Origin of the sequence: Pseudomonas lalucatii, assembly GCF_018398425.1 — a bacterium.
Classification (GTDB): domain Bacteria; phylum Pseudomonadota; class Gammaproteobacteria; order Pseudomonadales; family Pseudomonadaceae; genus Aquipseudomonas; species Aquipseudomonas lalucatii.
The window spans coordinates 2,245,662-2,268,320 of the sequence record NZ_JADPMV010000001.1; the positions used below are offsets into that span (position 1 = coordinate 2,245,662).

General features: G+C 64.1%; 17 protein-coding genes. 2 read left to right on the forward strand and 15 right to left on the reverse strand.

Going from position 1 to position 22,659, the window contains the following annotated elements:
• Positions 1-2: 2 nt before the first annotated feature.
• The gene (locus I0D00_RS10200) at positions 3-404 is read left to right on the forward strand and encodes a hypothetical protein (protein WP_213639608.1); all 402 of its coding nucleotides are present in this window, start codon (positions 3-5) and stop codon (positions 402-404) included.
• A 62-nt stretch (positions 405-466) separates the two neighbouring features.
• Here the strand turns inward: I0D00_RS10200 and hemE are convergent, their stop codons facing one another.
• From hemE to I0D00_RS10250, 11 genes are all read right to left on the reverse strand, one after another.
• Positions 467-1,534, reverse strand: a complete 1,068-nt coding sequence (gene hemE / locus I0D00_RS10205) for a uroporphyrinogen decarboxylase (RefSeq protein ID WP_213639609.1) — start codon at positions 1,532-1,534, stop codon at positions 467-469.
• 154 nt (positions 1,535-1,688) lie between these two features.
• A complete protein-coding gene (locus tag I0D00_RS10210) occupies positions 1,689-3,107 on the reverse strand; it encodes an FAD-dependent oxidoreductase (RefSeq protein WP_213639610.1) in 1,419 nt (472 codons plus the stop codon).
• A 33-nt stretch (positions 3,108-3,140) separates the two neighbouring features.
• Positions 3,141-7,589 carry a glutamate synthase large subunit gene (gltB, locus tag I0D00_RS10215; RefSeq protein WP_213639611.1) on the reverse strand — a complete coding sequence of 1,483 codons (4,449 nt, stop codon included), beginning with the start codon at positions 7,587-7,589 and terminating at the stop codon, positions 3,141-3,143.
• Between the two features lie 238 nt (positions 7,590-7,827).
• On the reverse strand, positions 7,828-9,402 hold the full coding sequence (locus tag I0D00_RS10220; RefSeq protein ID WP_213639612.1) for an SPOR domain-containing protein: 1,575 nt from the start codon (positions 9,400-9,402) through the stop codon (positions 7,828-7,830).
• A gap of 10 nt (positions 9,403-9,412) precedes the next feature.
• On the reverse strand, positions 9,413-10,516 hold the full coding sequence (gene aroB / locus I0D00_RS10225; RefSeq protein ID WP_246533201.1) for a 3-dehydroquinate synthase: 1,104 nt from the start codon (positions 10,514-10,516) through the stop codon (positions 9,413-9,415).
• A gap of 51 nt (positions 10,517-10,567) precedes the next feature.
• Positions 10,568-11,086: a shikimate kinase AroK gene (gene aroK / locus I0D00_RS21500; protein ID WP_338050407.1), complete on the reverse strand. Its 519-nt coding sequence runs from the start codon at positions 11,084-11,086 to the stop codon at positions 10,568-10,570.
• Between the two features lie 4 nt (positions 11,087-11,090).
• The gene (locus I0D00_RS10230) at positions 11,091-13,169 is read right to left on the reverse strand and encodes a type IV pilus secretin PilQ (protein ID WP_213639613.1); all 2,079 of its coding nucleotides are present in this window, start codon (positions 13,167-13,169) and stop codon (positions 11,091-11,093) included.
• A gap of 54 nt (positions 13,170-13,223) precedes the next feature.
• On the reverse strand, positions 13,224-13,748 hold the full coding sequence (gene pilP, locus I0D00_RS10235; RefSeq protein WP_213639614.1) for a pilus assembly protein PilP: 525 nt from the start codon (positions 13,746-13,748) through the stop codon (positions 13,224-13,226).
• A complete protein-coding gene (gene pilO / locus I0D00_RS10240) occupies positions 13,745-14,368 on the reverse strand; it encodes a type IV pilus inner membrane component PilO (protein WP_213639615.1) in 624 nt (207 codons plus the stop codon). Before pilO ends, pilP begins: the two co-directional genes overlap by 4 nt.
• Entirely contained in the window at positions 14,365-14,937 is a 573-nt protein-coding gene (gene pilN, locus I0D00_RS10245; RefSeq protein WP_213639616.1) for a PilN domain-containing protein, read from the reverse strand. Before pilN ends, pilO begins: the two co-directional genes overlap by 4 nt.
• On the reverse strand, positions 14,937-16,001 hold the full coding sequence (locus I0D00_RS10250; protein ID WP_213639617.1) for a type IV pilus assembly protein PilM: 1,065 nt from the start codon (positions 15,999-16,001) through the stop codon (positions 14,937-14,939). The genes pilN and I0D00_RS10250 overlap by 1 nt, the downstream gene beginning before the upstream one ends.
• Before the next feature lie 181 nt (positions 16,002-16,182).
• On the opposite strand from I0D00_RS10250, the gene I0D00_RS10255 reads away from it, so the two are divergent.
• The gene (locus I0D00_RS10255) at positions 16,183-18,606 is read left to right on the forward strand and encodes a penicillin-binding protein 1A (protein ID WP_213639618.1); all 2,424 of its coding nucleotides are present in this window, start codon (positions 16,183-16,185) and stop codon (positions 18,604-18,606) included.
• 84 nt (positions 18,607-18,690) lie between these two features.
• Here the strand turns inward: I0D00_RS10255 and I0D00_RS10260 are convergent, their stop codons facing one another.
• The 4 genes from I0D00_RS10260 to rpmE all read right to left on the reverse strand — a co-directional run bounded on the left by I0D00_RS10260 (position 18,691) and on the right by rpmE (position 22,540).
• Positions 18,691-19,959, reverse strand: a complete 1,269-nt coding sequence (locus I0D00_RS10260; RefSeq protein ID WP_213639619.1) for a malic enzyme-like NAD(P)-binding protein — start codon at positions 19,957-19,959, stop codon at positions 18,691-18,693.
• Positions 19,960-20,061: 102 nt separating this feature from the next.
• The gene (locus I0D00_RS10265) at positions 20,062-21,498 is read right to left on the reverse strand and encodes a M48 family metalloprotease (protein ID WP_213640263.1); all 1,437 of its coding nucleotides are present in this window, start codon (positions 21,496-21,498) and stop codon (positions 20,062-20,064) included.
• Positions 21,498-22,298, reverse strand: a complete 801-nt coding sequence (locus I0D00_RS10270) for a thermonuclease family protein (protein WP_213639620.1) — start codon at positions 22,296-22,298, stop codon at positions 21,498-21,500. The genes I0D00_RS10265 and I0D00_RS10270 overlap by 1 nt, the downstream gene beginning before the upstream one ends.
• 26 nt (positions 22,299-22,324) lie before the next feature.
• Positions 22,325-22,540, reverse strand: coding sequence for a 50S ribosomal protein L31 (gene rpmE / locus I0D00_RS10275; RefSeq protein WP_213639621.1), 216 nt, complete (start codon positions 22,538-22,540; stop codon positions 22,325-22,327).
• Positions 22,541-22,659 lie beyond the last annotated feature (119 nt).

Consider the following 22,659-nt stretch of genomic DNA (forward strand, 5'->3'; position numbering starts at 1 on the left):
GAATGAACAGAATTGCCCGTAGCCTGCTTCTGGGCCTCGCGCTGCTCGGCATCGCCGCCTGTGCCACAAAGCCCGTCGAGAACATTCAGCAGACCGCTCCCGCCTCGAGCGTGCGGGGCGCCTCGGAAATGCAGAAGGCCATCCTCAGCGCCCTGAATGAACGCGGCTGGCTGGTGCAGCAGACCAGCGATGCACAAATCCTGGCGGAGATCAACGTACGCGGCCGCCACCACGCGGAGATCGCCATCCCCTACAGCGCCAGCCAGTTTGAAATCCACTACCGCAGCAGCCGGGGCCTGGATTACAAGAGCGGCAAGATCCACCGCAACTACAACAAGTGGGTAAACATCCTGCGCGACGACATTCTGCGCAACCTGCAGGCCAGCAGCCTAAGTCTGAACTGAAGAATCGACGCCCATGAAAAAAGCCCGACATTGCCGGGCTTTTTTCATACTCGGGCTGTCGCTCAACCGTGGTATTGCGCCGACAACTCATGCACCGCTTCGAGGAAGGCGCCGGCGTGGGCCGGGTCGACTTCCGGGGTGATGCCGTGGCCGAGGTTGAACACGTGGCCCGAGCCCGGGCCGTAGCTGGCGAGGATGCGCGCCACCTCGGCGCGGATCGCCGCCGGCTTGGCGTAGAGCACCGTGGGGTCCATGTTGCCCTGCAGGGCCACCTGGTTGCCGACCCGGTAGCGCGCCTCGCCGATGTCGCAGCTCCAGTCCAGGCCCAGGGCGTCGGCGCCGGTGGCGGCCATGGACTCCAGCCACAGGCCGCCGTTCTTGGTGAAGAGGATCACCGGCACCTTGCGCCCATCCTGTTCGCGGATCAGGCCGGCGACAATCTTCTGCATGTAGGCCAGGGAGAACTCCTGGTAGGCCGCCGCCGACAGGTTGCCGCCCCAGGTGTCGAAGATCTGCACGGCCTGGGCGCCGGCCCGGATCTGCCCGTTGAGGTAGCGGGTGACCGATTGCGCCAGCTTGTCGAGCAGGGCGTGCATGGCCTGCGGGTTGTCGTAGAGCATGGCCTTGGATTTGCGGAAGTCCTTCGACGAGCCGCCCTCGACCATATAGGTGGCCAGGGTCCAGGGGCTGCCGGAGAAGCCGATCAACGGCACCCGGCCGTTCAGCTCGCGGCGGATGGTGCGCACCGCATCCATCACGTAGCCCAGGTCCTGCTGCGGATCGGGAATCGGCAGGGCCTCGATGTCGGCGGCGCTGGCGATGACCTTCTTGAAGCGCGGCCCCTCGCCGGTCTCGAAGTACAGGCCCTGGCCCATGGCATGGGGGATGGTCAGGATGTCGGAGAAGAGGATCGCCGCATCCAGCTGCGGATAGCGGTCCAGCGGCTGCAGGGTCACCTCGCAGGCGAACTCGGGGTTCATCATCAGGCTCATGAAGTCCCCGGCCTTGGCCCGGCTGGCGCGGTACTCGGGCAGGTAGCGACCGGCCTGGCGCATCATCCACACCGGGGTGACGTCGACGGGTTGCTTGAGCAGGGCGCGGAGGAAGCGATCGTTCTTCAGGGCAGTCATGGCAGTTCCTGAGACAAAGTAGGCGGCAAAAAAGTGCGGGCATTTTCGCAGACCGCAAAACAAAAGGCACGGCGGGCGCCGTGCCTTTTGTCTAGCGGGTCAATTTGTCGCGGCCGCAGGATGGATCAGCCGAAGGCGTTACCCATCCTGCGTATCACACACCGAGATAATCCAGGATGCCTTCGGCGGCGTTGCGGCCCTCGAAGATCGCCGTCACCACCAGGTCGGAACCACGCACCATGTCGCCACCGGCGAAAATCTTCGGGTTGCTGGTCTGGTGTTTGAATGCACTCTGCTCAGGTGCAACCACACGGCCCTGGCTGTCGGTCTGGATCTCGAACTGCTCGAACCAGGGCGCCGGGCTCGGGCGGAAACCGAAGGCGATCAGCACGGCTTCGGCCGGGATGATCTCCTCGGAACCCGGGATCGGCTCGGGGCTGCGCCGGCCGCGGGCATCCGGCTCGCCGAGACGGGTCTCGACCACCTTGACGCCCTCGACCCGGTCTTCGCCGACGATGGCGATGGGCTGGCGATTGAACAGGAACTTAACCCCCTCTTCCTTGGCGTTCTTCACTTCCTTGCGCGAGCCCGGCATGTTCTCCTCGTCGCGGCGATAGGCGCAGGTCACGCTCTTGGCGCCCTGGCGGATCGAGGTGCGGTTGCAGTCCATGGCGGTGTCGCCGCCACCGAGCACGACGATGCGCTTGCCCTTCATGTCGATGAAGTCTTCCGCGGCCTTCTCGAAGCCCAGGTTGCGGTTGACGTTGGCAATCAGGAAGTCCAGCGCGTCGTAGACGCCGGGCAGGTCCTCGCCGGGGAAACCGCCCTTCATGTAGGTGTAGGTACCCATGCCCATGAACACGGCGTCGTACTCGGCGAGCAGCTGCTCCATGGTCACGTCCGTGCCGACCTCGGTGTTGAGGCGGAACTCGATGCCCATGCCGCTGAAGACCTCGCGACGATTGCTCATCACGGTCTTCTCCAGCTTGAACTCGGGGATGCCGAAGGTCAGCAGGCCGCCGATTTCCGGGTTCTTGTCGAACACCACCGGGGTCACGCCGTTGCGCACCAGCACGTCGGCGCAACCGAGGCCCGCGGGACCGGCACCGATCACCGCGACGCGCTTGCCGGTCGGCTTGACCTTGGACATGTCCGGGCGCCAGCCCATGGCGAAGGCGGTGTCGGTGATGTACTTCTCCACCGAGCCGATGGTCACCGCGCCGAAGCCGTCGTTGAGGGTGCAGGCACCCTCGCACAGGCGGTCCTGGGGGCAGACCCGGCCGCAGACTTCCGGCAGGGTGTTGGTCTGATGGCTCAGCTCCGCCGCCGCCAGGATGTTGCCCTCGGAGACCAGCTTCAGCCAGTTGGGAATGAAGTTGTGCACCGGGCACTTCCACTCGCAATAGGGGTTGCCGCAGCCCAGGCAACGGTGCGCCTGGTCGGCGGCCTGGGCCGGCTTGAAGTTGTCGTAGATCTCGACGAACTCCTTCTTGCGCTGACGCAACAGCTTCTTCTTCGGGTCTTTGCGCCCGACTTCGATGAACTGGAAGTCGTTATTCAGACGTTCAGTCATTTCAAAACCTCATCAAACTACTGCAGGCGCAAATCATTGCGGGTTGGCACGGGTGCTGGAGAGCAGCGTCTTCAGGCTCGCGGCCTTCGGCTTGACCAGCCAGAACTTGCGCAGGTAGTCGTCCAGGTTTTCCAGCAGGGTGCAGCCCCACTCGCTGGCAGTCTCCTCGACGTACTCGGCCAGCACGCGCTGCAGGTGGCTGCGGTAGGCCTCCATCGCCTCATTGTTGATCCGCTGGATCTCCACCAGTTCGTGGTTGACCTTGTCGTAGAAGCTGTTGTCCAGGTCGAGCACGTAGGCGAAGCCACCGGTCATGCCGGAGCCGAAGTTGTAGCCGGTCTTGCCCAGCACGCAGACGAAGCCACCGGTCATGTATTCGCAGCAGTGGTCACCGGTGCCCTCGACTACGGTGTGCGCACCGGAGTTGCGTACGGCGAAGCGCTCGCCCGCGGTGCCGGCGGCGAACAGTTTGCCGCCGGTGGCGCCGTACAGGCAGGTGTTGCCGATGATGGCGCTGTCCTGGGTGGCGAACGGGCTGCCCGCCGGCGGGGTGATCACCAGCTTGCCGCCGGTCATGCCCTTGCCCACGTAGTCGTTGGCGTCGCCCTGCAGGTACAGGTTGAGGCCGCCGGCGTTCCACACGCCGAAGCTCTGCCCGGCGGTGCCCTTGAAGCGGAAGGTGATCGGCGCCTTGGCCATGCCCTGGTTGCCGTGTACCCGGGCGATCTCGCCGGACACGCGGGCACCGATGGAACGGTCGCAGTTGCAGATGTCCAGCTCGAACTCACCGCCGCTGGCGGCGTCGATCGCCGGCTTGGCCAGCTCGACCATCTTCTCGGCCAGCAGACCCTGGTCGAACGGCGGGTTCTTCTCCACCTGGCAGAACTGCGGCTTGTCGGCCGGGATGTGCGCGCTGCCGAGCAGCGGGCTGAGGTCCAGGTTGCCCTGCTTGGCGGTCTCGCCCGGCAGCACTTCGAGCAGGTCGGTGCGGCCGATCAGCTCCTGCAGGCTGCGCACGCCGAGCTTGGCCAGCCACTCGCGGGTTTCCTCGGCGACGTAGGTGAAGAAGTTCATCACCATCTCGACGGTGCCGATGAAGTGGTCCTTGCGCAGCTTGTCGTTCTGCGTGGCCACGCCGGTGGCGCAGTTGTTCAGGTGGCAGATGCGCAGGTACTTGCAGCCCAGGGCGATCATCGGCGCGGTACCGAAGCCGAAGCTCTCGGCGCCGAGGATGGCCGCCTTGATCACGTCCAGGCCGGTCTTCAGGCCGCCGTCGGTCTGCACCCGCACCTTGCCGCGCAGGTCGTTGCCGCGCAGGGTCTGGTGGGTTTCGGCCAGGCCCAGTTCCCAGGGCGCGCCGGCATAGCGGATGGAGGTCAGCGGCGAAGCGCCGGTACCGCCGTCGTAGCCGGAAATGGTGATCAGGTCGGCATAGGCCTTGGCCACGCCGGCGGCGATGGTGCCGACGCCGGCCTCGGCGACCAGCTTGACCGACACCAGGGCCTGCGGGTTGACCTGCTTGAGGTCGAAGATCAGCTGCGCCAGGTCCTCGATCGAGTAGATGTCGTGGTGCGGCGGCGGCGAGATCAGCGTCACCCCAGGCACCGCGTAGCGCAGGCGGGCGATCAGGCCGTTGACCTTGCCGCCCGGCAGCTGGCCACCCTCGCCGGGCTTGGCGCCCTGGGCCACCTTGATCTGCAGCACCTCGGCGTTGACCAGGTACTCCGGGGTCACGCCGAAACGGCCGGTGGCCACCTGCTTGATCTTCGAGCTGCGCGCGGTGCCGTAGCGGGCCGGATCTTCGCCGCCCTCGCCGGAGTTCGAGCGCGCCCCGAGGCGATTCATCGCCTCGGCGATGGCCTCGTGGGCCTCGGGCGACAGGGCGCCGAGGGAGATGCCCGCGGAGTCGAAGCGCTGGAAGATGGACGCCAGCGGCTCGACCTCGTCCAGTGCCAGCGGCTGCTCGGCCAGCTTGGGCTTGAGCAGGTCGCGGATCATCGACACCGGTCGGCTGTCGACCAGGGCGCTGTATTCCTTGTACTTCTCGTAGTTGCCCTGCTGCACGGCGGCCTGCAGGGTGCTGACCACGTCCGGGTTGTAGGCGTGGTACTCGCCGCCGTAGACGAACTTGAGCAGACCGCCCTGCTGGATCGCCTTGCGGTTGTTCCAGGCCTCGCCCGCCAGCAGCTTCTGCTCGGCCTCGAGGTCGGCGAAGCGCGCGCCCTTGATCCGGCTGGCGACGCCACGGAAGCACAGCTCGGTGACCTCGTCGGCCAGGCCGACGGCCTCGAACAGCTGGGCGCCGCGGTAGGAGGCCACGGTGGAGATGCCCATCTTCGAGAGGATCTTCAGCAGGCCCTTGGAGATGCCCTTGCGGTAGTGCTTGAACACCTCGTACAGGTCGCCCAGCACCTCGCCGGTGCGGATCAGGTCGCCCAGCACTTCGTAGGCCAGGAACGGATAGACCGCCGAGGCGCCGAAGCCGAGCAGCACCGCATAATGATGCGGGTCGCGGGCGGTGGCGGTCTCCACCAGGATGTTGCAGTCGCAGCGCAGGCCCTTCTCGGTCAGGCGGTGGTGTACCGCACCGGTGACCAGCGCGGCATGCGCCGGCAGCTTGCCCGGGGCGATGTGGCGGTCACTCAGCACCAGCAGCACCTTGCCGCCGCGCACCGCTTCCTCGGCCTGGTCGGCCATGTTGCGTACCGCGGCCTCCAGGCCCAGGGCCTCGTCGTAGTTCATGTCGATCAGCTGGCGCTCGAAGCCCGGACGCTCCAGGGTCATCAGGGCGCGCCACTTGGCCGGCGAGATCACCGGGCTGCTGAGGATCACCCGCGCCGCATGCTCGGGCGACTCGCTGAAGATGTTGCGCTCGGCGCCCAGGCAGACTTCCAGGGACATGACGATGGCTTCGCGCAGCGGGTCGATCGGCGGGTTGGTGACCTGGGCGAACTGCTGGCGGAAATAGTCGTAAGGCGAGCGCACGCGCTGGCTGAGCACCGCCATCGGCGTGTCATCGCCCATGGAGCCGACCGCCTCCTGGCCCTGCTCGCCGAGCGGGCGCAGTACCTGATCACGCTCTTCGAAGGTGACCTGGTACATCTTCATGTACTGCTTGAGTTGATCGGCATCGTAGAAGGCCGAGCCGTGGTCGCGATCCTCCAGGGTGGCCTGGATGCGCTGGGCATGCTTGCGCAGCCACTGCTTGTAGGGATGGCGCGACTTCAGCCGGCTGTCGATGTCGTCGGTGGTCAGCACCTGGCCGGTCTCGGTGTCGACCGCGAGGATCTGCCCCGGGCCGACGCGGCCCTTGGCGATCACGTCCGCAGGCGCGTAGTCCCACACGCCGATTTCCGACGCCAGGGTGATGTAGCCGTTGCTCGTGGTGACCCAGCGCGCCGGACGCAGGCCGTTGCGGTCGAGCAGGCAGACGGCATGGCGGCCGTCGGTCAGCACCACGCCGGCCGGGCCGTCCCAGGGCTCCATGTGCATGGAGTTGTATTCGTAGAACGCGCGCAGGTCGGCGTCCATGGTCTCGACGTTCTGCCAGGCCGGCGGGATGATCATGCGCACGCCGCGGAACAGGTCGATGCCGCCGGTGACCATCAGTTCGAGCATGTTGTCCATGCTCGAGGAGTCGGAGCCGACGCGGTTGACCAGCGGGCCCAGCTCGTCCAGGTCGCCGATCAGCTCGTTGGCGAACTTGGTGCGACGGGCCTGGGCCCAGTTGCGGTTGCCGGTGATGGTGTTGATCTCGCCGTTGTGGGCGAGGAAGCGGAAGGGCTGCGCCAGCGGCCACTTCGGCAGGGTGTTGGTGGAGAAGCGCTGATGGAACACGCAGATGGCGGTCTGCAGGCGTTCGTCACCCAGGTCCGGGTAGAACTGCTGCAGGTCGGCCGGCATCATCAGGCCTTTGTAGATGATGGTCTTGTGCGAGAAGCTGCAGATGTAGTGATCGGCGTCGGCGGCATTGGCCACCGAGGAACGACGCCGGGCGCTGAACAGCTTGATCGCGAATTCCTGGTCACTGAGGCCGTCACCGCCGACGAACACCTGCTCGATCTGCGGCAGGCGCTCCAGCGCCAGGCGACCGAGCACGCTGGTGTCGACCGGCACCTTGCGCCAGCCGATCAGTTGCAGCCCGGCGGCGAGGATTTCGCGGTTCATGTTCTCGCGGGCGGCCTCGGCCTTGGCCGGGTCCTGGTTGAAGAAGACCATGCCCACGGCGTATTGCGCCGGCAAGTCGACGGAGAAGTGCTCCTGGGCCACGGCGCGCAGGAAGGCATCCGGCTTCTGGATCAGCAAGCCGCAGCCATCACCGGTCTTGCCATCGGCGTTGATCCCACCGCGGTGGGTCATGCAAGTCAGGGCTTCAATGGCGGTCTGCAGCAGGTGATGGCTCGCCTCGCCCTGCATATGGGCGATCAGGCCGAAGCCGCAGTTATCCTTGAACTCATCAGGACGGTACAAACCTGCTTTCATAGGGACTCTCACCAGACTGCCTTTTTCAAGGCAATTGCTTTCTAATTCAACCACTTACCAAGCGCGCAGGGCGAAGCCCCGGCTTTGCGCAGGCAAAAGGGAGGTCATTGTACATATCCACCCGGCTCGTCACAAATCCTAGCGGCGAACCGATGAAAACTTATGTCGCAAAAGCGAAGGATGCGACCGGGCGATCATGCTATTGACCGCCCGGTCACCTCGACAACGCGCCGCTCCTCTAGCGCGCCTGAGCGATGTCCTGCTTGATGCTGGCAAAGGTCCGGGGCCAAGGCTTGCCCGCCTGCACCTTGGCCGGCAGCGTCCTGAGCGCCGCCTGGGCCGCCTCCCGGGAGGCGAAGCTGCCATAAGTGACCACGTACAGCGGCTGCCCCTGATGCAACTTCTTGAAGTAGCGATACGCCCCGCCGTGCTGACGCACGAAGGCCTGCGCACTGCTTTCCGCCCGAGCCCCCAGTATCTGCAGGGTATAGTGCGATGCGCCCTGGGCTGCGTACCACTCGGCCTGCCCCGCCACCTTGCCCGGCGCCGCCGATGCCGCCTGCGGAGCAGGAGCAGGAGCAGGAGCAGGAGCAGGAGCAGGAGCAGCGACCTGAGCCTGCGGCGCCACCGGCGCCTCGGACACCACCGCGGCGACCTCGACCGGCGGAATCGCGGGGGCGACGGCCGACGCGACCTCGGCAACCGCACCGCTATTGCCCAGCGACTCCTCGCCCTCTTCGATCGAACCGCCGCCTGCGGCCTCCGCCAGCGGCTGGCGAATGACCGGCTGCGCCTCGCCCACCAACGGCAGTGGCAGCGGCTGACTGGCGCCGGCGAACTCAATTGCCGGCGCCCCTCCCGAGGCTGGCTCGACCACAGGCTGCGGCGACGCCTCGCCCGCCGACGGCGCGACCTGCCCGAGCGGCAACTGCGCCGTAGCCGACATGCCCCCATCGTTCGCCGAACGCCCCTGCATCAACCAGGCCGCCAGCACGCCAGCGCCCACCACCAGCAACGCCGCCAAGTGCTTCCTCGGCAGCCGCAGCGACAGCCCTCCGCGACGCCCACTCCCCCGCTGAGCCAGCATGGCCTCGATCAGGACCTCACGGGCCACCTCGTTGATCGCGCCCGGCCAGCCCGCCGAACGGCGATGTACATCCTGCACCTGCTCGTCCGAGAGCAATTCCAGCCCTTGCCCCGCGCCCTCCAGGCGCTGCGCCAGGTATTCGCGGGTTTCGTCCTCGGCATAGGGCTGCAACGCGAGAGCATGGAAACACTCCTCCCCGTCCGCCAAAGACTCCAGGCGCCCGACCAGCTGCGGCTCGGCAAACAGGAACACATGGGCACGCCCCTCCCCGTCGCCTCCGGCCAGGGCCAGCAGGGCGGCCAGCGCGGCATCGCCGAGATGCTCCGCATCGTCGACCAGCACGTAGACCTCCTGCCCGGTCAGCGCCATCTGCCCGACCTGCCTCAGGATGGCCGTCAACTCGACCTGCTGAACCTGCAAACCCTGAGCGATCTGCCTCAGCACGGCGTCGGGCTCGACCGCGCCACGGGCAGAAACCACCACGCAGTGCACGGCCTGCTTATTGGTGCTGGCTACCAGCGCCTGCCGCAAGAGCGTCTTGCCGCTGCCCAGGGGGCCGGACACCACCAACAACAGCTGACTGTAACGGGCGAGATGGTGCAATTGCCCCAGCACCGGCTTGCGCTGAGCCGGAAAGAACTTGAAACCAGGCACCCGCGCAGCGAAAGGATCATGGCTGAAATGGTAGTGTTCGAGAAAAGCCTCGTCAGCGTGCAGACTGGTCATGGGGCACTCATTAGTTTTTTAGCTGATCCACCAGCGCCGCATAATCGGCGGCGAGGGTGGCGTGCAATATCTCGCGAGGATAATCGCCGGTAACCACCGCCTCACCCAGGTGACGCAGCAGGACCAGACGCAAACGACCGTCGAGAACCTTCTTGTCGACGGCCATGTGCTGCAGAAAATCGTCTGGTGTCATGTCGCTCGGCGGCACCACCGGCAGACCGGCCGCCTGGAACAAGCGAATCGCCCGGTCACGTTCGGCCTGCCCGATCCAGCCGAGGCGCCTGGACATCTCCAGGGCCATCACGGTACCCGCGGCCACCGCCTCGCCGTGCAGCCAGACGCCATAGCCCTGATGGGTTTCGATGGCATGACCGAAGGTATGGCCCAGATTGAGCGTGGCCCGCACCCCCGACTCACGCTCGTCCGCCCCCACCACCCGGGCCTTGGCCGCACAGGATCGCTCGATGGCCACGGTCAGTGCCGCCCGGTCCAGAGACCGCAACGCTGCCATGTTTTCCTCGAGCCAGGCGAGGAAGTCCGCGTCGCAAATCAGCCCGTACTTGATCACCTCCGCAAGGCCCGCGGACAACTCGCGCGCCGGCAGGGTGCTCAGACTTGCCGTATCGATCAACACCGCCTGGGGCTGATAGAAGGCACCGATCATGTTCTTGCCGAGAGGGTGGTTGATTCCGGTCTTCCCCCCGACCGAAGAGTCCACCTGCGACAGCAGGGTAGTCGGTACCTGAATGAAATTGACTCCGCGCTGGTAGCAGGCCGCGGCGAACCCCGCCATGTCGCCGATCACCCCGCCCCCCAAGGCAATGACGGTGGTACGCCGATCATGTCGCGCCGCCAGCATCGCATCGAAGATCTTCTGCAGGGTTTCCCAGGTCTTGAACGCCTCGCCATCGGGCAGAACCACGGAGGTCAGCACGTAACCGTCCAGCACCGATTCGAGGGCACGCAGATACAGCGGCGCCACCGTTTCGTTGGTGACTATCGCGACCTGGCGCCCGGCGATATGTGAAGTCAAGAGATCGGGCCGAGCCAGTATGTCGGCGCCGATATAAATGGGATAACTGCGCTCACCGAGATCGACCTGAAGTGTTTGCATGGAGCCCCCGGACTGAAAAGGGCCCTAGGATAGCGCAGTTCAGCCCGCGCTTTAACGGGGCGGCAACGCTTCCAGGCGCTCCAGTATCTCCTGCACGACCAGTCGTGGCGGACGCTCGTCCGTTTCCACCACAACATCCGCGATCTCCCGATACAGTGGGTCGCGTATCGCCAGCAGATCACCGAGCACCTTGGCCGGATCGGCCGTACGCAACAGCGGGCGATTGCGGTCGCGGGAAGTCCGATCGAGTTGCTGATCAACCGACGCATGCAGGTAGACGACTCGCCCACCGCGCCGCAGCGCCGCACGATTTTCCGGGCGCATCACGGCCCCGCCCCCGGTCGCCAACACCATGCCATCGCACTCACACAACTCGGCGATCACCGCCTGCTCGCGCTCGCGAAACCCCTGCTCCCCCTCGACATCGAATATCCACGGAATATCGGCCCCCGTCCGCTGCTCGATTTCCTTATCCGAGTCCTTGAACGGCAGCCGTAGCTCTTTGGCAAGCAAACGCCCGATGGTGCTCTTGCCTGCACCCATCGGGCCAACGAGGATCAAATTGCGCACTGCGTTAACGGCTCACTGCGATGGCCTGGTTGTTCATGATACGCGGCGTAAGGAAGACCAGCAGCTCGGATTTTTCGTCCTGCACCACGTCACGCCTGAACACGCGCCCGATGAATGGCAGATCGCCCAAAAAGGGCACCTTGTCGACCGACTTACTCTGGGTGTTGGAGAATACCCCACCGATCACGATGGTCTCCCCATCGGCCACCAGCACCTTGGCATTCACCTCGTTCGTATCAATCGAAGGCACCCCCTGAAATATTTGCCCCACCGAATCCTTGTTGACCTTGACCTCCATGATGATGCGGTTGTCGGGCGTGATCTGTGGCGTCACTTCCAGTGACAAGGCTGCCTCCTTGAAGGACGTTGTAGTCGCGCCACTGGAACTCGCCTCCTGATAAGGCACCTCGGTACCCTTGAGGATCTTGGCGGTCTCCTTGTCCGATGTCACCACTTTTGGCTGAGAGACAACCTCACCATTGCCGGTGCTTTCCATTGCGGACAACTCAAGATCCAAGATCAAGTTGTCCGTAATAAGCCCGATACCGATTCCTGAGCTCGCGCCAGCTGCCCCCATATCGACAAAGGGTGTATTGAACGGAACTTCAATCGTGTCGCCGTCCTCCCCCTCCTCAAGACTCAAACGCTGGCCTCGCCCGAAAATATCCACATTACCCTTACGAAGATTCCCCCCCCAGCGAACCCCCAGGGACTTGGAAAAGTCCACATTCGCCTCAACAATCCTTGCTTCGATCATCACCTGCCGTACCGGTATATCGAGCTGGGAGACGATTCGACGCAACTCATCCAGCCGCGCCTGAGTTTGATAGGCAATAATGCTATTCGTCCTATCGTCGACCGTAATAGAACCGCGCTCGTCAGCACCTCCCTCGGCACTGGTCACAGACTGGAACAATTTGGCCATGTCAGCTGCTTTCGCATAGTTGACCTGAATGAGTTCACGCCGCAGTGGCGCCAACTCTGCAATTTGCTTCTGCGCCTCAAGCTCCTGACGTTCGCGTGCCGCGATTTCATCAGCCGGCGCCACCAGCAACACATTGCCGACCTGGCGCTTGTCCAATCCCTTGGTTTTGAGAACTAGATCCAACGCCTGATCCCAGGGCACATTCTGCAAGCGCAAGGTGATATTGCCCTGCACCGTATCGCTAGCAACCAGGTTCAGGTCGGTAAAGTCGGCGATCAGCTGCAGAACCGAACGCACATCAATATCTTGGAAATTGAGGGATAGTTTTTCGCCCGTATACGCGAAGCGCTCATTCTTGCGTTTCTCCGCATCGCTTTCCGTCAACGGCTTGATACTGAGCGTGAGCTTATTGTCAGTCTGATAGGCCAAGTAGTCATACAGCCCCGACGGCTCGATAATCACACTCGCCTTATCCGCCGAGCCGCTCGCGCTTACAAACTGGACCGGAGTCGCGAAGTCCTTGACATCCAGGCGAACACGCAGCGACTCGGGGAGCTGGGTTTTTGCGAAATCAAGGCGGATTTTCCCAGCCTGTTCCTGTATGTCAGGGCTCACCGAAGGGTCCGACAGGGTAATTACGACATTCCCCTCCCCCTGCTCACCGCGCTGAAAATCGATATTGCTGATGCTCTTTCCCTGGGCCGCATAGGTCTTTGTCCCAGACGAACTGGCTGGGACCGCCGCCGCAACAGGCTGCACCGCTGCCGTAGTGCGCGCACCGCCCTCACCGACCAATACGTAGAGATTATTACCCTCGACACGAGTGCTATATGGCGCCAGGTTAGTCAAATTTATGATAAGTCGGGTACGATCCCCCGCCTCGACTACGGTAACGCTACGCGCATTACCTACGCCCAGTTCACGATTCTTCGCCCCCAGCTTGCTGGAGACCCCTGGTAGATCCAGGGCAATACGGGCGGGCTGTTCGATCGTGTAACCCCGTGGCGCGGGAACCGGTTCGTCAAACGACAGCTTCAATTCGACCCTATCGCCAGGCAAAGCAGCGACATCCAGCGCTTGCAGGTCCGCTGCCAACAGTGCCGGCGACAACAGCATCGCCGACAGAGAAATACCTATACGCGAAAGGGAGCTATTCATTAGCGGATTCCGTTGGGCAGACCAGTTATTTTTCTTCATGTTCACTTCACTCCCTTAAGAGCGCTCCTTAAGGGATAGGCTACGCGGCCGCTCGAGCCATCCACCTTCGCCATCCGGAACGATTTCAACTACGTCGACTTTGGACTCATCAATCGCCAGTACGCGACCGTGATTGCGCCCAAGGTAGTCCCCCACCTTTATTCGGTGCACGCCCCCGGCACCACTCACCAAGGCGTAAGTAGCGTCTTCATTCCCGAGCGTACCGACCATCTCGAAGACCTCGATATTGAAGCCTTCCAGAAACTGCTTTACCCGGGCCTCGTCTGGCTTGACTTCCAGAGAGCCTTTCTGGCGTTGCACCATGTCAATTTTGATCGGTGGTTGAAATGGGCTTCGCAGCGCAGCGGCGCTGTAGGTGAAACTTTCATAGGGCTGAAATTTCGGCAGCGGTTCAATCGCGCCTTTCGGCCGTGAGCGGACCTCATCCATATATGCCTGCAGGTCCGAAAAATCCCCACCACCCCCGCAGCCACTTAGCCCGGCCATAGCGATACACAACACGAAATGGGAGCACTTCATTGTTGCACCCCCTTATCGTTATAACGATAAGTCTTGGCCAGAATATTCATGCGTAACTTGGACGCGCTATCCGTACGGGCAGGCACAAGCTCGAAATTATGCAGAGTCACGATGCGAGGCAAGCTGGCAACACCGCTAACAAAAGTCGCCAAGTCGTGATAGGCACCAACCACCTTAATCTGAATAGGCAGCTCGATATAAAACTGCTGAGTAACTTCAGGTAGCAGTTTTATTTCCTCAAATTCCAGACCACTACCCAGACCAGTGCGCGTTATATCCTCCAACAAACCCGGCACTTCGGTATCGCTTGGCAACTGCTTCAACAAAGCGCCAAACGAAATCTCCATTTCTTCCATCTGCGCCTTATAGGCCTCCAGATTGGCAGCCTGAAATGCCTTTGTCGCGAACTGCTGCTTCAGCGCCCCCTCTTCACTTTGACGCGATTCCAACTGCACCTGCAAGTCCTTCAAGTGGAAGTTGTAACCCAGCGCCAGAACCAACACCAGCAGTAGGACCCCAGCAATAAACTTGACCGCAGCAGGCCAGGAGCCGACATTGTTGAAGTCCAAGTCACTGATATCAATTTTCCGCAGGCTGTCTAACGAGTCACTCAGGCTCATTGCTGTGCCTCCTCAGCTTCTAGACCAGGCTGCGTCTGCTGCACGGTCAACTGGAATACATTGGCTTGATCGACCGTCCCCGCCGTGACCGCCTTGACCTCCGTCAAATTGGGGGACTCCAGCCACTCGGACGAATCCAGGTTGCGCATCAGATTGGAGACGCGATTGTTCGACTCGGCCGCACCGACGATGGCAATGTTCTTCCCGGTCATTTTGAGCCCGGTGAAGTGGACGCCATCCGGCAAGGTTCTGACCAGCTGATCGAACACTCGCCCAATGATCGGACGGTTACCCTGCAAATCCTGAATAATTTTCATCCGTTCAAGCAGTTGCTGCCGGCGGGTTTTCAGCTCGCTAATTTCCTTGATGCGCGCATCCAGCACCGCAATTTCCTTGCGCACGAACTCATTACGTGCATTTTGCTGCTCGATTGCACCGTTCAGATATTGGTCGCCAAGGAACACGGCACCGGCCGCGACCACCAAGACCCCACCGAGCGCGACCAAGAACCGCTGCTTGCGCTCCTCGCGCAACTGTTCGCGCCATGGAAGCAGGTTAATCCGCGCCATTAGTCAAAACTCCTCATCGCCAACCCACAGGCAATCATCAGCGACGGTGCATCACTGGCCAATGCTCCGGCATTGACTCGATTGCCCAGGGCCATCTCCGCAAACGGGTTGGCCACCAACGTCTGAGTACCAATCTTCTGCTGTATCAGGCGATCCAGATCCGGAATGGAAGCCGTGCCGCCGGCCAGGAGGATGTAGTCGACATCATTGAACTGGCCCGCCGCGAAGAAGAACTGCAAGGAGCGCGAGACCTGCTGTACCACGGCCTCCTTGAAAGGTTGCAATACTTCGCTGTCGTAGTCGTCCGGCAGACCGCCCTGCTTCTTGGCGAGCCCGGCTTCCTCCACCGACAGGCCGTAGCGACGCTGAATTTCCTCGGTCAGCTGCTTGCCACCGAACAACTGCTCGCGCGTATAGATCGTCCGGCCATCATGCAGAACGCTCAGGGTGGTCATGGTCGCACCGATATCGACCACCGCCACCGTCAGGGCCTCTTGGCCACCGCCCAGCTGCTCCGCAAGCAAGCCGTAAGCCCGCTCCAGCGCATAGGCCTCGACGTCGACCACCCTGGCGCTCAGGCCGGACAAGGCCAGCGCGGCCTCGCGGACCTCGACGTTCTCCTTGCGGCAGGCGGCGAGCAGCACCTCGACCCGATCGGGGTTGCGGGGCGAAACGCCCTGCACCTCGAAATCGATCGCCACTTCCTCGAGGGGATAGGGAATGTACTGATCGGCCTCGATCTTCAACTGGTTCTCGAGATCATCGTCAGAAAGCCCGGCTTCCATCTCGATGGTCTTGGTGATCACCGCCGAACCGGCCACCGCCACGGCGACCGACTTCACGCTGGTCTTGGCCTTGCTCAGCACGCGCGAAAGCGCCTGTCCAACGCCTTCCAGTTCGGCGATGTTCTTCTCGACCACGGCATTTGGGGGGAGCGGCTCGACAGCGTAAGCCTCTACCTTGTAGCGGCTTCCGGAGCGACTCAACTCGAGGAGCTTGACCGAGGTCGAACTGATATCGATCCCCAGCAGCGTATTCGCATTCTTATTGAAGAGCCCTAGCACGACCGATTTCCTATTGGCATCCGCGACTTACGGACTATTTATGTTTTTTCACATTAAATAACAGTCTTGACAGAAGCGCAAATGGCTCCCCAGGAAAAAAAACGCTTATAATGTGAACAGTTTTCCCCTTTTGCCTTCGCTTTCCGTTTAACTCGTTCTTTTATCTGGAAATCCAAAAATCTTGATGCGTCTGCTGAAGTTTTTCTGCTGGTCCTGTGTCGCCGTTTTTTGCGGGCTGTTACTCAGTTTGAGCGGCGCGTTCCTCTATCTTAGCCCCAACCTCCCCTCCGTCGACTCACTGCGCAGCATCCAGCTGCAGATCCCCCTGCGGGTCTACAGCAGCGATGCCAAGCTGATCGCCGAGTTCGGCGAGATGCGCCGCTCGCCCATCGCCTTCGCCGATATCCCCGCGGACTTCACCAACGCCCTGCTGGCCGCCGAGGACGATAATTTCGCCAATCATTATGGCGTCGACGTTACCGGCCTGCTGCGGGCTGCCACGCAAATATTGAAAAGCGGCCAGATCCAGTCCGGCGGCAGCACCATCACCATGCAGGTGGCGAAGAACTTCTTCCTCAGCAGTGAGAGAAGCTTCTCGCGCAAGATCAACGAGATCCTCCTCGCCTTGCAGATCGAGCGGGAGCTGAGCAAGGACGAGATCCTCGAGCTCTACGTCAACAAGATCTATCTCGGCAACCGTGCTTACGGCATCGAGGCTGCCGCCCAGGTCTACTACGGCAAGTCGATCCGCGACCTGAGCCTGTCGCAGATGGCCATGATCGCCGGCCTGCCCAAGGCCCCTTCGCGCTTCAACCCCCTGGTGAACCCGAGCCGCGCCCAGGAGCGCCGCGACTGGATTCTCGGGCGCATGCACCTGCTCGGCCGAATCGACCAGCAGAGCTACGCGGCGGCGCTGGCCGAACCGATCAACGCCAGCTATCACGTCCCAACGCCGGAAATCGTCGCCCCCTACGTGGCCGAGATGGCCCGCGCGGAGATGGTCGGCCGTTTCGGCAGCGACGCCTATACCGAGGGTTTCAATGTCACCACCACGGTCCCCAGCGAGCTGCAGGACGCCGCCAACCGCGCGGTGCGCGAGGGCCTGATCGCCTATGACCAGCGCCACGGCTACCGCGGTCCGGAAAATCGCCTGCCCGGCATGAGCATGGACACCTGGCTGCGCGAACTGGCCAAGCAGACCTCGCTGGGCGGGCTGGAGCCGGCCATCGTCACCCAGGTGGAAAGCAGCGGCATCCTCGTGCTCACCCGCAGCCGCACGGAAGAGGCGGTGGCCTGGGACAGCATGAAGTGGGCGCGCCCCTTCCTCAGTACCAACAGCCTCGGGCCGCGGCCCAAGCAGCCGGCCGACGTGGTCCAGGTCGGCGACCTGATCCGCGTGCAGCGCCAGGCCGACGGCAGCCTGAATTTCGTCCAGTTGCCTGCCGCGCAGGGCGCCCTGGTCTCCCTCGACCCACGCAACGGCGCGATCCGCGCCCTGGTCGGCGGCTTCTCCTTCGAGCAGAGCAACTACAATCGCGCCGCCCAGGCCAAGCGCCAGCCGGGCTCGAGCTTCAAGCCGTTCATCTACAGCGCCGCGCTGGACAGTGGCTACACCGCCGCCAGCCTGGTCAACGACGCGCCCATAGTGTTCGTCGACGACTACCTCGACCAGGTCTGGCGACCGAAGAACGACAACAACACCTTCCTCGGCCCGATCCGCCTGCGCGAGGCCCTGTACAAGTCACGCAACCTGGTGTCGATCCGCCTGCTGCAAGCCATCGGCATCGAACACGCCCTGGACTACGTCAGCCGCTTCGGCTTCGACCGGCAGGACCTGCCGCGCAACCTCTCCCTGGCGCTGGGCACGGCGAACCTGACCCCGCTCGAGGTGGCCAGCGGCTGGACCGCCTTCGCCAACGGCGGCTATCGGATCCAGCCCTACCTGATCGAGCGCATCGAAGACCGCCAGGGCCAACTGCTCTTCGCCGCCAACCCGGCCAGCGTGCCGGGCGGCGAGCCTGAGGAGTCGAAACCCGCCGCGGAAGGCCTGCTCGCCGCCGCCCAGACGTCCGGCGCCCCCCAGCCGGAACCCATCGTCGCCGAACGCATCATCGACGAGCGCACCGCCTACATCATGACCAGCATGCTGCAGGACGTGATCAAGCGCGGGACGGGACGCCGCGCCATGGCCCTCGGGCGCGACGACCTAGCCGGCAAGACCGGCACCACCAACGAGTCCAAGGACAGCTGGTTCTCCGGCTACAACGCCGACTACGTGACCACCGTCTGGACCGGTTTCGACCAGCCGGAGAGCCTCGGCCGCCATGAGTATGGCGGCACGGTCGCCCTGCCCATCTGGATGAACTACATGGGCGCCGCGCTCAAGGACAAACCCAGCCACCCGCCCGCCGAGCCGAGCGGCCTGCTGACCCTGCGCATCGATCCGCACAGCGGGCGCACGGCGCTGCCGAGCACGCCGGACGCCTACTTCGAGGTATTCAAGAGCGAGGATTCGCCACCACCGATGAGCGAGCTCGATCCGAGCCTGGGCATTCCCGGCAGCCCGCTGCCCGCCGACGAGGCGGCCCCGCTCGACCTGTTCTAGCCAGGCCCAGGTCCACCCGCCACCCGCGGCGCCATTGGCGCCCATAAAAAAACCCGCCGAGGCGGGTTTCTTTATGAGCCGGCCTTAGCCGTTGAACACTTCATCCACCGACTTCAGCGGATAGTGCTTCGGATAGGGCAGGGTCGCCACACCACTCTCGATGGCGGCCTTGGCCACGGCGTCGCACACCAGGGTGATCAGGCGCGGGTCCATCGGCTTCGGAATGATGTACTCGCGGCCGAACTCCAGACTGATACCGCCGTAGGCGTCGCAGACTTCCTGCGGCACCGGCAGCTTGGCCAGGTCACGCAGGGCCAGGGCGGCGGCGATCTTCATTTCCTCGTTGATGCGGGTGGCGCGAACGTCGAGGGCACCGCGGAAGATGAAGGGAAAGCCCAGGACGTTGTTGACCTGGTTCGGGTAATCCGAGCGGCCGGTGGCCATGATCACGTCGTTGCGCACCTCATGGGCCAGCTCCGGCTTGATTTCCGGGTCGGGGTTGGAGCAGGCGAACACGATGGGGTTGGCCGCCATGCGCTTGAGGTCTTCCTGGCTCAGCAGGTTGGCCCCGGACAGGCCGACGAACACGTCCGCGCCGTCGAGGGCATCGGCCAGGGTGCGCTTGTCCGTCTCGGTGGCGAACACGGCCTTGTACTGGTTCAGGTCGTCGCGACCGGCGTGGATCACGCCCTTGCGATCGATCATGTAGATGTTCTCGACCTTGGCGCCCATGCTCACCAGCAGCTTCATGCAGGACACCGCGGCGGCACCGGCGCCGAGGCAGACGATCTTCGCCGCCTCCAGGCTCTTGCCGGCGATTTCCAGGGCATTGAGCATGCCGGCCGCGGTGACGATCGCGGTGCCGTGCTGGTCATCGTGGAACACCGGGATGTCGCACTGCTCGATCAGCGCGCGCTCGATCTCGAAGCACTCGGGCGCCTTGATGTCTTCCAGATTGATGCCGCCGAAGGTGATGGAAATGCGCTTGACCGTGTCGATGAACGCCTGCGGGCTTTCCGAATCGACCTCGATGTCGAACACGTCGATCCCGGCGAAACGCTTGAATAGCACACCCTTGCCTTCCATGACCGGCTTGGAGGCCAGCGGGCCGAGGTCGCCCAGGCCGAGGATCGCGGTACCGTCGGAAATGACAGCCACCAGGTTACCCTTGCCGGTGTAGCGGTAGGCCAGCTCGGGATCGCGGGCGATCTCGCGCACCGGTTCGGCGACGCCCGGGCTGTAGGCCAGCGACAGGTCGCGGGCGGTGGCAGTGGGCTTGGTCAGCTCGACGCTCAGCTTCCCGGGACGGGGTTGTGCGTGATACTCGAGAGCGGCGGTTTTCAGATCAGACATAGTGGCATTTCCGCTTTTTGGCTGTTGAACAGGCAGGCGTGCGAGGATACGCAACTTGTATACAACGGCACAAGACCGGCAGGTCAGCCCGACGACGGGTGCCTAGCGCACGATCTTGAGGTGATCGCCGGGGCGCGGCTCGCCCGTCGGATAGAGATTGTTGAGCAGGCGCAGGCTGGCCTCGGCATCGCCCGGCAGCCTGCTCTGCTTGGCCAGGGCCACCAGGCTCTGCCCCGCCCGGGCGCGCACCACCCGCAGGCGCAGCGGCTCGGCCAACTTGCGCTCGGCAGTGGCCAGCGGCCGGAAGCTGCCGATCACCTCGAGAAAATGGGCGTCGCGGCTTTCCAGCGAAGCCTCCCCGCGCACCGCCGCAACGAACAGATAGGCCCGCCCCCCGTGCAATAGCACCGCAACGCGCCGCGCCGCGGTGCCGGGAACGATCGCGCTGTGCCCGCGCAAGCCGGCCTGGTGCAGATCCTGCCAGGCCACCAGGCGCTGCCCGCCGACCCGCTCGCGCAGCAACTGCGCGGCACTCAGGCCCTGCGGGTTGTCTGCCAGGGTCATGGCGATGACCGCCTGCCCGTCGCCGGCGAGACCGATCAGCGCGTCCGGGCGGTTGTTGATGGTCCAGCCCTCGGGGAAGCCCAGGGTGAAATCCAGCTCGCCATGGTAGAAGCGCTGGCCCCGGCGCACGCCGGTGGCCGCCGAGTCGCCGAACGGCAAACCCTCCAGATGCTTGAGAAAGGCCTCGCGCCCGACCTCCTGGCGCCCGGTCGCCAGCGCCCGCGCCGGCCCCAGCACCTGCTGCAGGCGCCGATCGTTGTCCGGATGGGTGTCGAACAGCCCGTGATAGCCGCTGCCCTGCCTCACCTGCCCGCGCCGGGCCGCCTGGTCGCTGGCGAAGTCCTCCTGGGCCTTGAGCACCTTGACCACCTCGATCATCGCCTGCGGGTCGTAGCCGCTGCGCGCCAGGTATTGCGCGCCCAGGCCGTCGGCCTCCAGCTCCATGTCGCGGCCGTAGCCGCGGACGAAGGCGCCACCCAGCACATTGGTCAGGTCGGCGGCGGCGCCGATGCCCGTACCGATCGCCACCGCCTGGCCGAGGACATTCCAGGCGCTCGACTGGCTCTGCTGCTGCACGCTATGGCGCGCGGTGACGTGCCCCACCTCGTGCCCCAGCACGGCCGCCAGCTCGGCTTCCGAATTGAGGTAGGCCAGCAGCCCGCGGTGTATATAGATGTAGCCGCCGGGCAGGGCGAAGGCATTGATGTCGGGACTGTCCACCACGGTGAACTGGTAGTTCAGCTGGCTGCGATGGCTGTGCCTGGCCACCCGCTCGCCGACCTGCTGCACATAGGCCTGCAGCGCCTCGTCGGCATAGCGCGGGTACTGCTTGAGGATCTGCTGGTTGTAGCGCTGCCCCAGCTCCAGCTCCTGGCGCTCGCTCATCATCACGAAGTCGCTGCGCCCGGTCGCCGGGTTGAGTGCGCAGCCGGCGAGCTGCAGCAGCCCCACCAGCACCAGCATGCAACGCAGCATCATCGCAGTACCTCCAGCATCGCCTCATGGCTCAGCGGCAACAGCCAACGGGCCTGTCCCGGTTTTACGCCGCCGCGCCGGGCGCGGTCAACCACCCAGCCGCGGGCCTCGACCCGCTTGCCGGCCAGGCCCTGCAGGCGGCGCCCGTCGAACTGCGCCAGGGCCTGGGGCGCGACCCGCAGCACCAGCGGGCCGTCCAGCTCCAGCCATACCCCGCCGCCATTGCGCTCGACCCGCTCGACCCGCCCCCGCACCAGGGCGAAGCCGCCCCGCGTCAGCTGCCGTGGCGCGAGCTGCGGCGGCCGGCGCCACAGGCCGACAGCGGCCCGCCGCGCGCCACGCTCGGCCGCCCGCTGGCACTCGAGCAATTGCACGTTGGGCGGAATCGCCACCAGGTAGCCGAGACCCTCGGCCAGCAGTTGCGCCTCGAGATTGCGCCCCCGCGCATCGAAACCATGGGCCAGGATGCGGCCGTAGCGGTCCCTGGCCTCGCGCCCGAGCCGCAGGCCGATGCGCCGGTCGCTGGCGCTCACCAGCTCGTCGAGACGGCGCCTCGCCGCCTCGGCATAGGGCTCGGCAGAACGCCCGTCGCGCCCCAGCTCCGGACTGTTCAGGCCGATCAGGCGGACGCTACGGCCGTCCACCAGGCGCAGGGTGTCGCCGTCCACCACCCGAAGCACCTCCACGCTCTGCAGCGCCCCCGGCGCCGGGCACAGCGCCAGAGCGGGGACAAGGAAGAACACGGAAACGAAAAAGGCGCCCACCAGGGACGCCTTTTTCAGTAGCGCGGAACAAGCCATCGGGCTCTTTCCGGCAGATCGGCTGCTTACTTGGCAGCACCGAACATGCCGAAGCGCTGCTTGAAGCGATCGACGCGGCCGCCGGTATCCAGCATCTTCTGCTTGCCGGTGTAGAACGGGTGGCACTCGTTGCACACGTCCAGGCTCAGCGGCTTGCCCAGGGTGGAGCGCGTTTCGATCACGTTACCGCAGCTGCAGGTGGCGGTGATCGCTTCGTAGTTCGGGTGGATATCGGCTTTCATGATGGATTCCTCGGGGCTGTCGTGCCGCCACCCGACACTATTGTCGGATACCGCACGGAAATAGGCCGCGGATGATACCAGACCGACAACCCGTTGCAAGCCGCCGCCCTGCCGGCTGT

Bases quoted from the DNA above. Each gene is read 5' to 3' on its own strand.
- I0D00_RS10200 (WP_213639608.1), top strand. From the start codon at position 3: ATGAACAGAATTGCCCGTAGCCTGCTTCTGGGCCTCGCGCTGCTCGGC.
- hemE (WP_213639609.1), bottom strand. From the start codon at position 1,534: ATGACTGCCCTGAAGAACGATCGCTTCCTCCGCGCCCTGCTCAAGCAA.
- I0D00_RS10210 (WP_213639610.1), bottom strand. From the start codon at position 3,107: ATGACTGAACGTCTGAATAACGACTTCCAGTTCATCGAAGTCGGGCGC.
- gltB (WP_213639611.1), bottom strand. From the start codon at position 7,589: ATGAAAGCAGGTTTGTACCGTCCTGATGAGTTCAAGGATAACTGCGGC.
- I0D00_RS10220 (WP_213639612.1), bottom strand. From the start codon at position 9,402: ATGACCAGTCTGCACGCTGACGAGGCTTTTCTCGAACACTACCATTTC.
- aroB (WP_246533201.1), bottom strand. From the start codon at position 10,516: ATGCAAACACTTCAGGTCGATCTCGGTGAGCGCAGTTATCCCATTTAT.
- I0D00_RS10230 (WP_213639613.1), bottom strand. From the start codon at position 13,169: ATGAATAGCTCCCTTTCGCGTATAGGTATTTCTCTGTCGGCGATGCTG.
- pilP (WP_213639614.1), bottom strand. From the start codon at position 13,748: ATGAAGTGCTCCCATTTCGTGTTGTGTATCGCTATGGCCGGGCTAAGT.
- pilO (WP_213639615.1), bottom strand. From the start codon at position 14,368: ATGAGCCTGAGTGACTCGTTAGACAGCCTGCGGAAAATTGATATCAGT.
- pilN (WP_213639616.1), bottom strand. From the start codon at position 14,937: ATGGCGCGGATTAACCTGCTTCCATGGCGCGAACAGTTGCGCGAGGAG.
- I0D00_RS10260 (WP_213639619.1), bottom strand. From the start codon at position 19,959: ATGTCTGATCTGAAAACCGCCGCTCTCGAGTATCACGCACAACCCCGT.
- I0D00_RS10265 (WP_213640263.1), bottom strand. From the start codon at position 21,498: ATGCTGCGTTGCATGCTGGTGCTGGTGGGGCTGCTGCAGCTCGCCGGC.
- I0D00_RS10270 (WP_213639620.1), bottom strand. From the start codon at position 22,298: ATGGCTTGTTCCGCGCTACTGAAAAAGGCGTCCCTGGTGGGCGCCTTT.
- rpmE (WP_213639621.1), bottom strand. From the start codon at position 22,540: ATGAAAGCCGATATCCACCCGAACTACGAAGCGATCACCGCCACCTGC.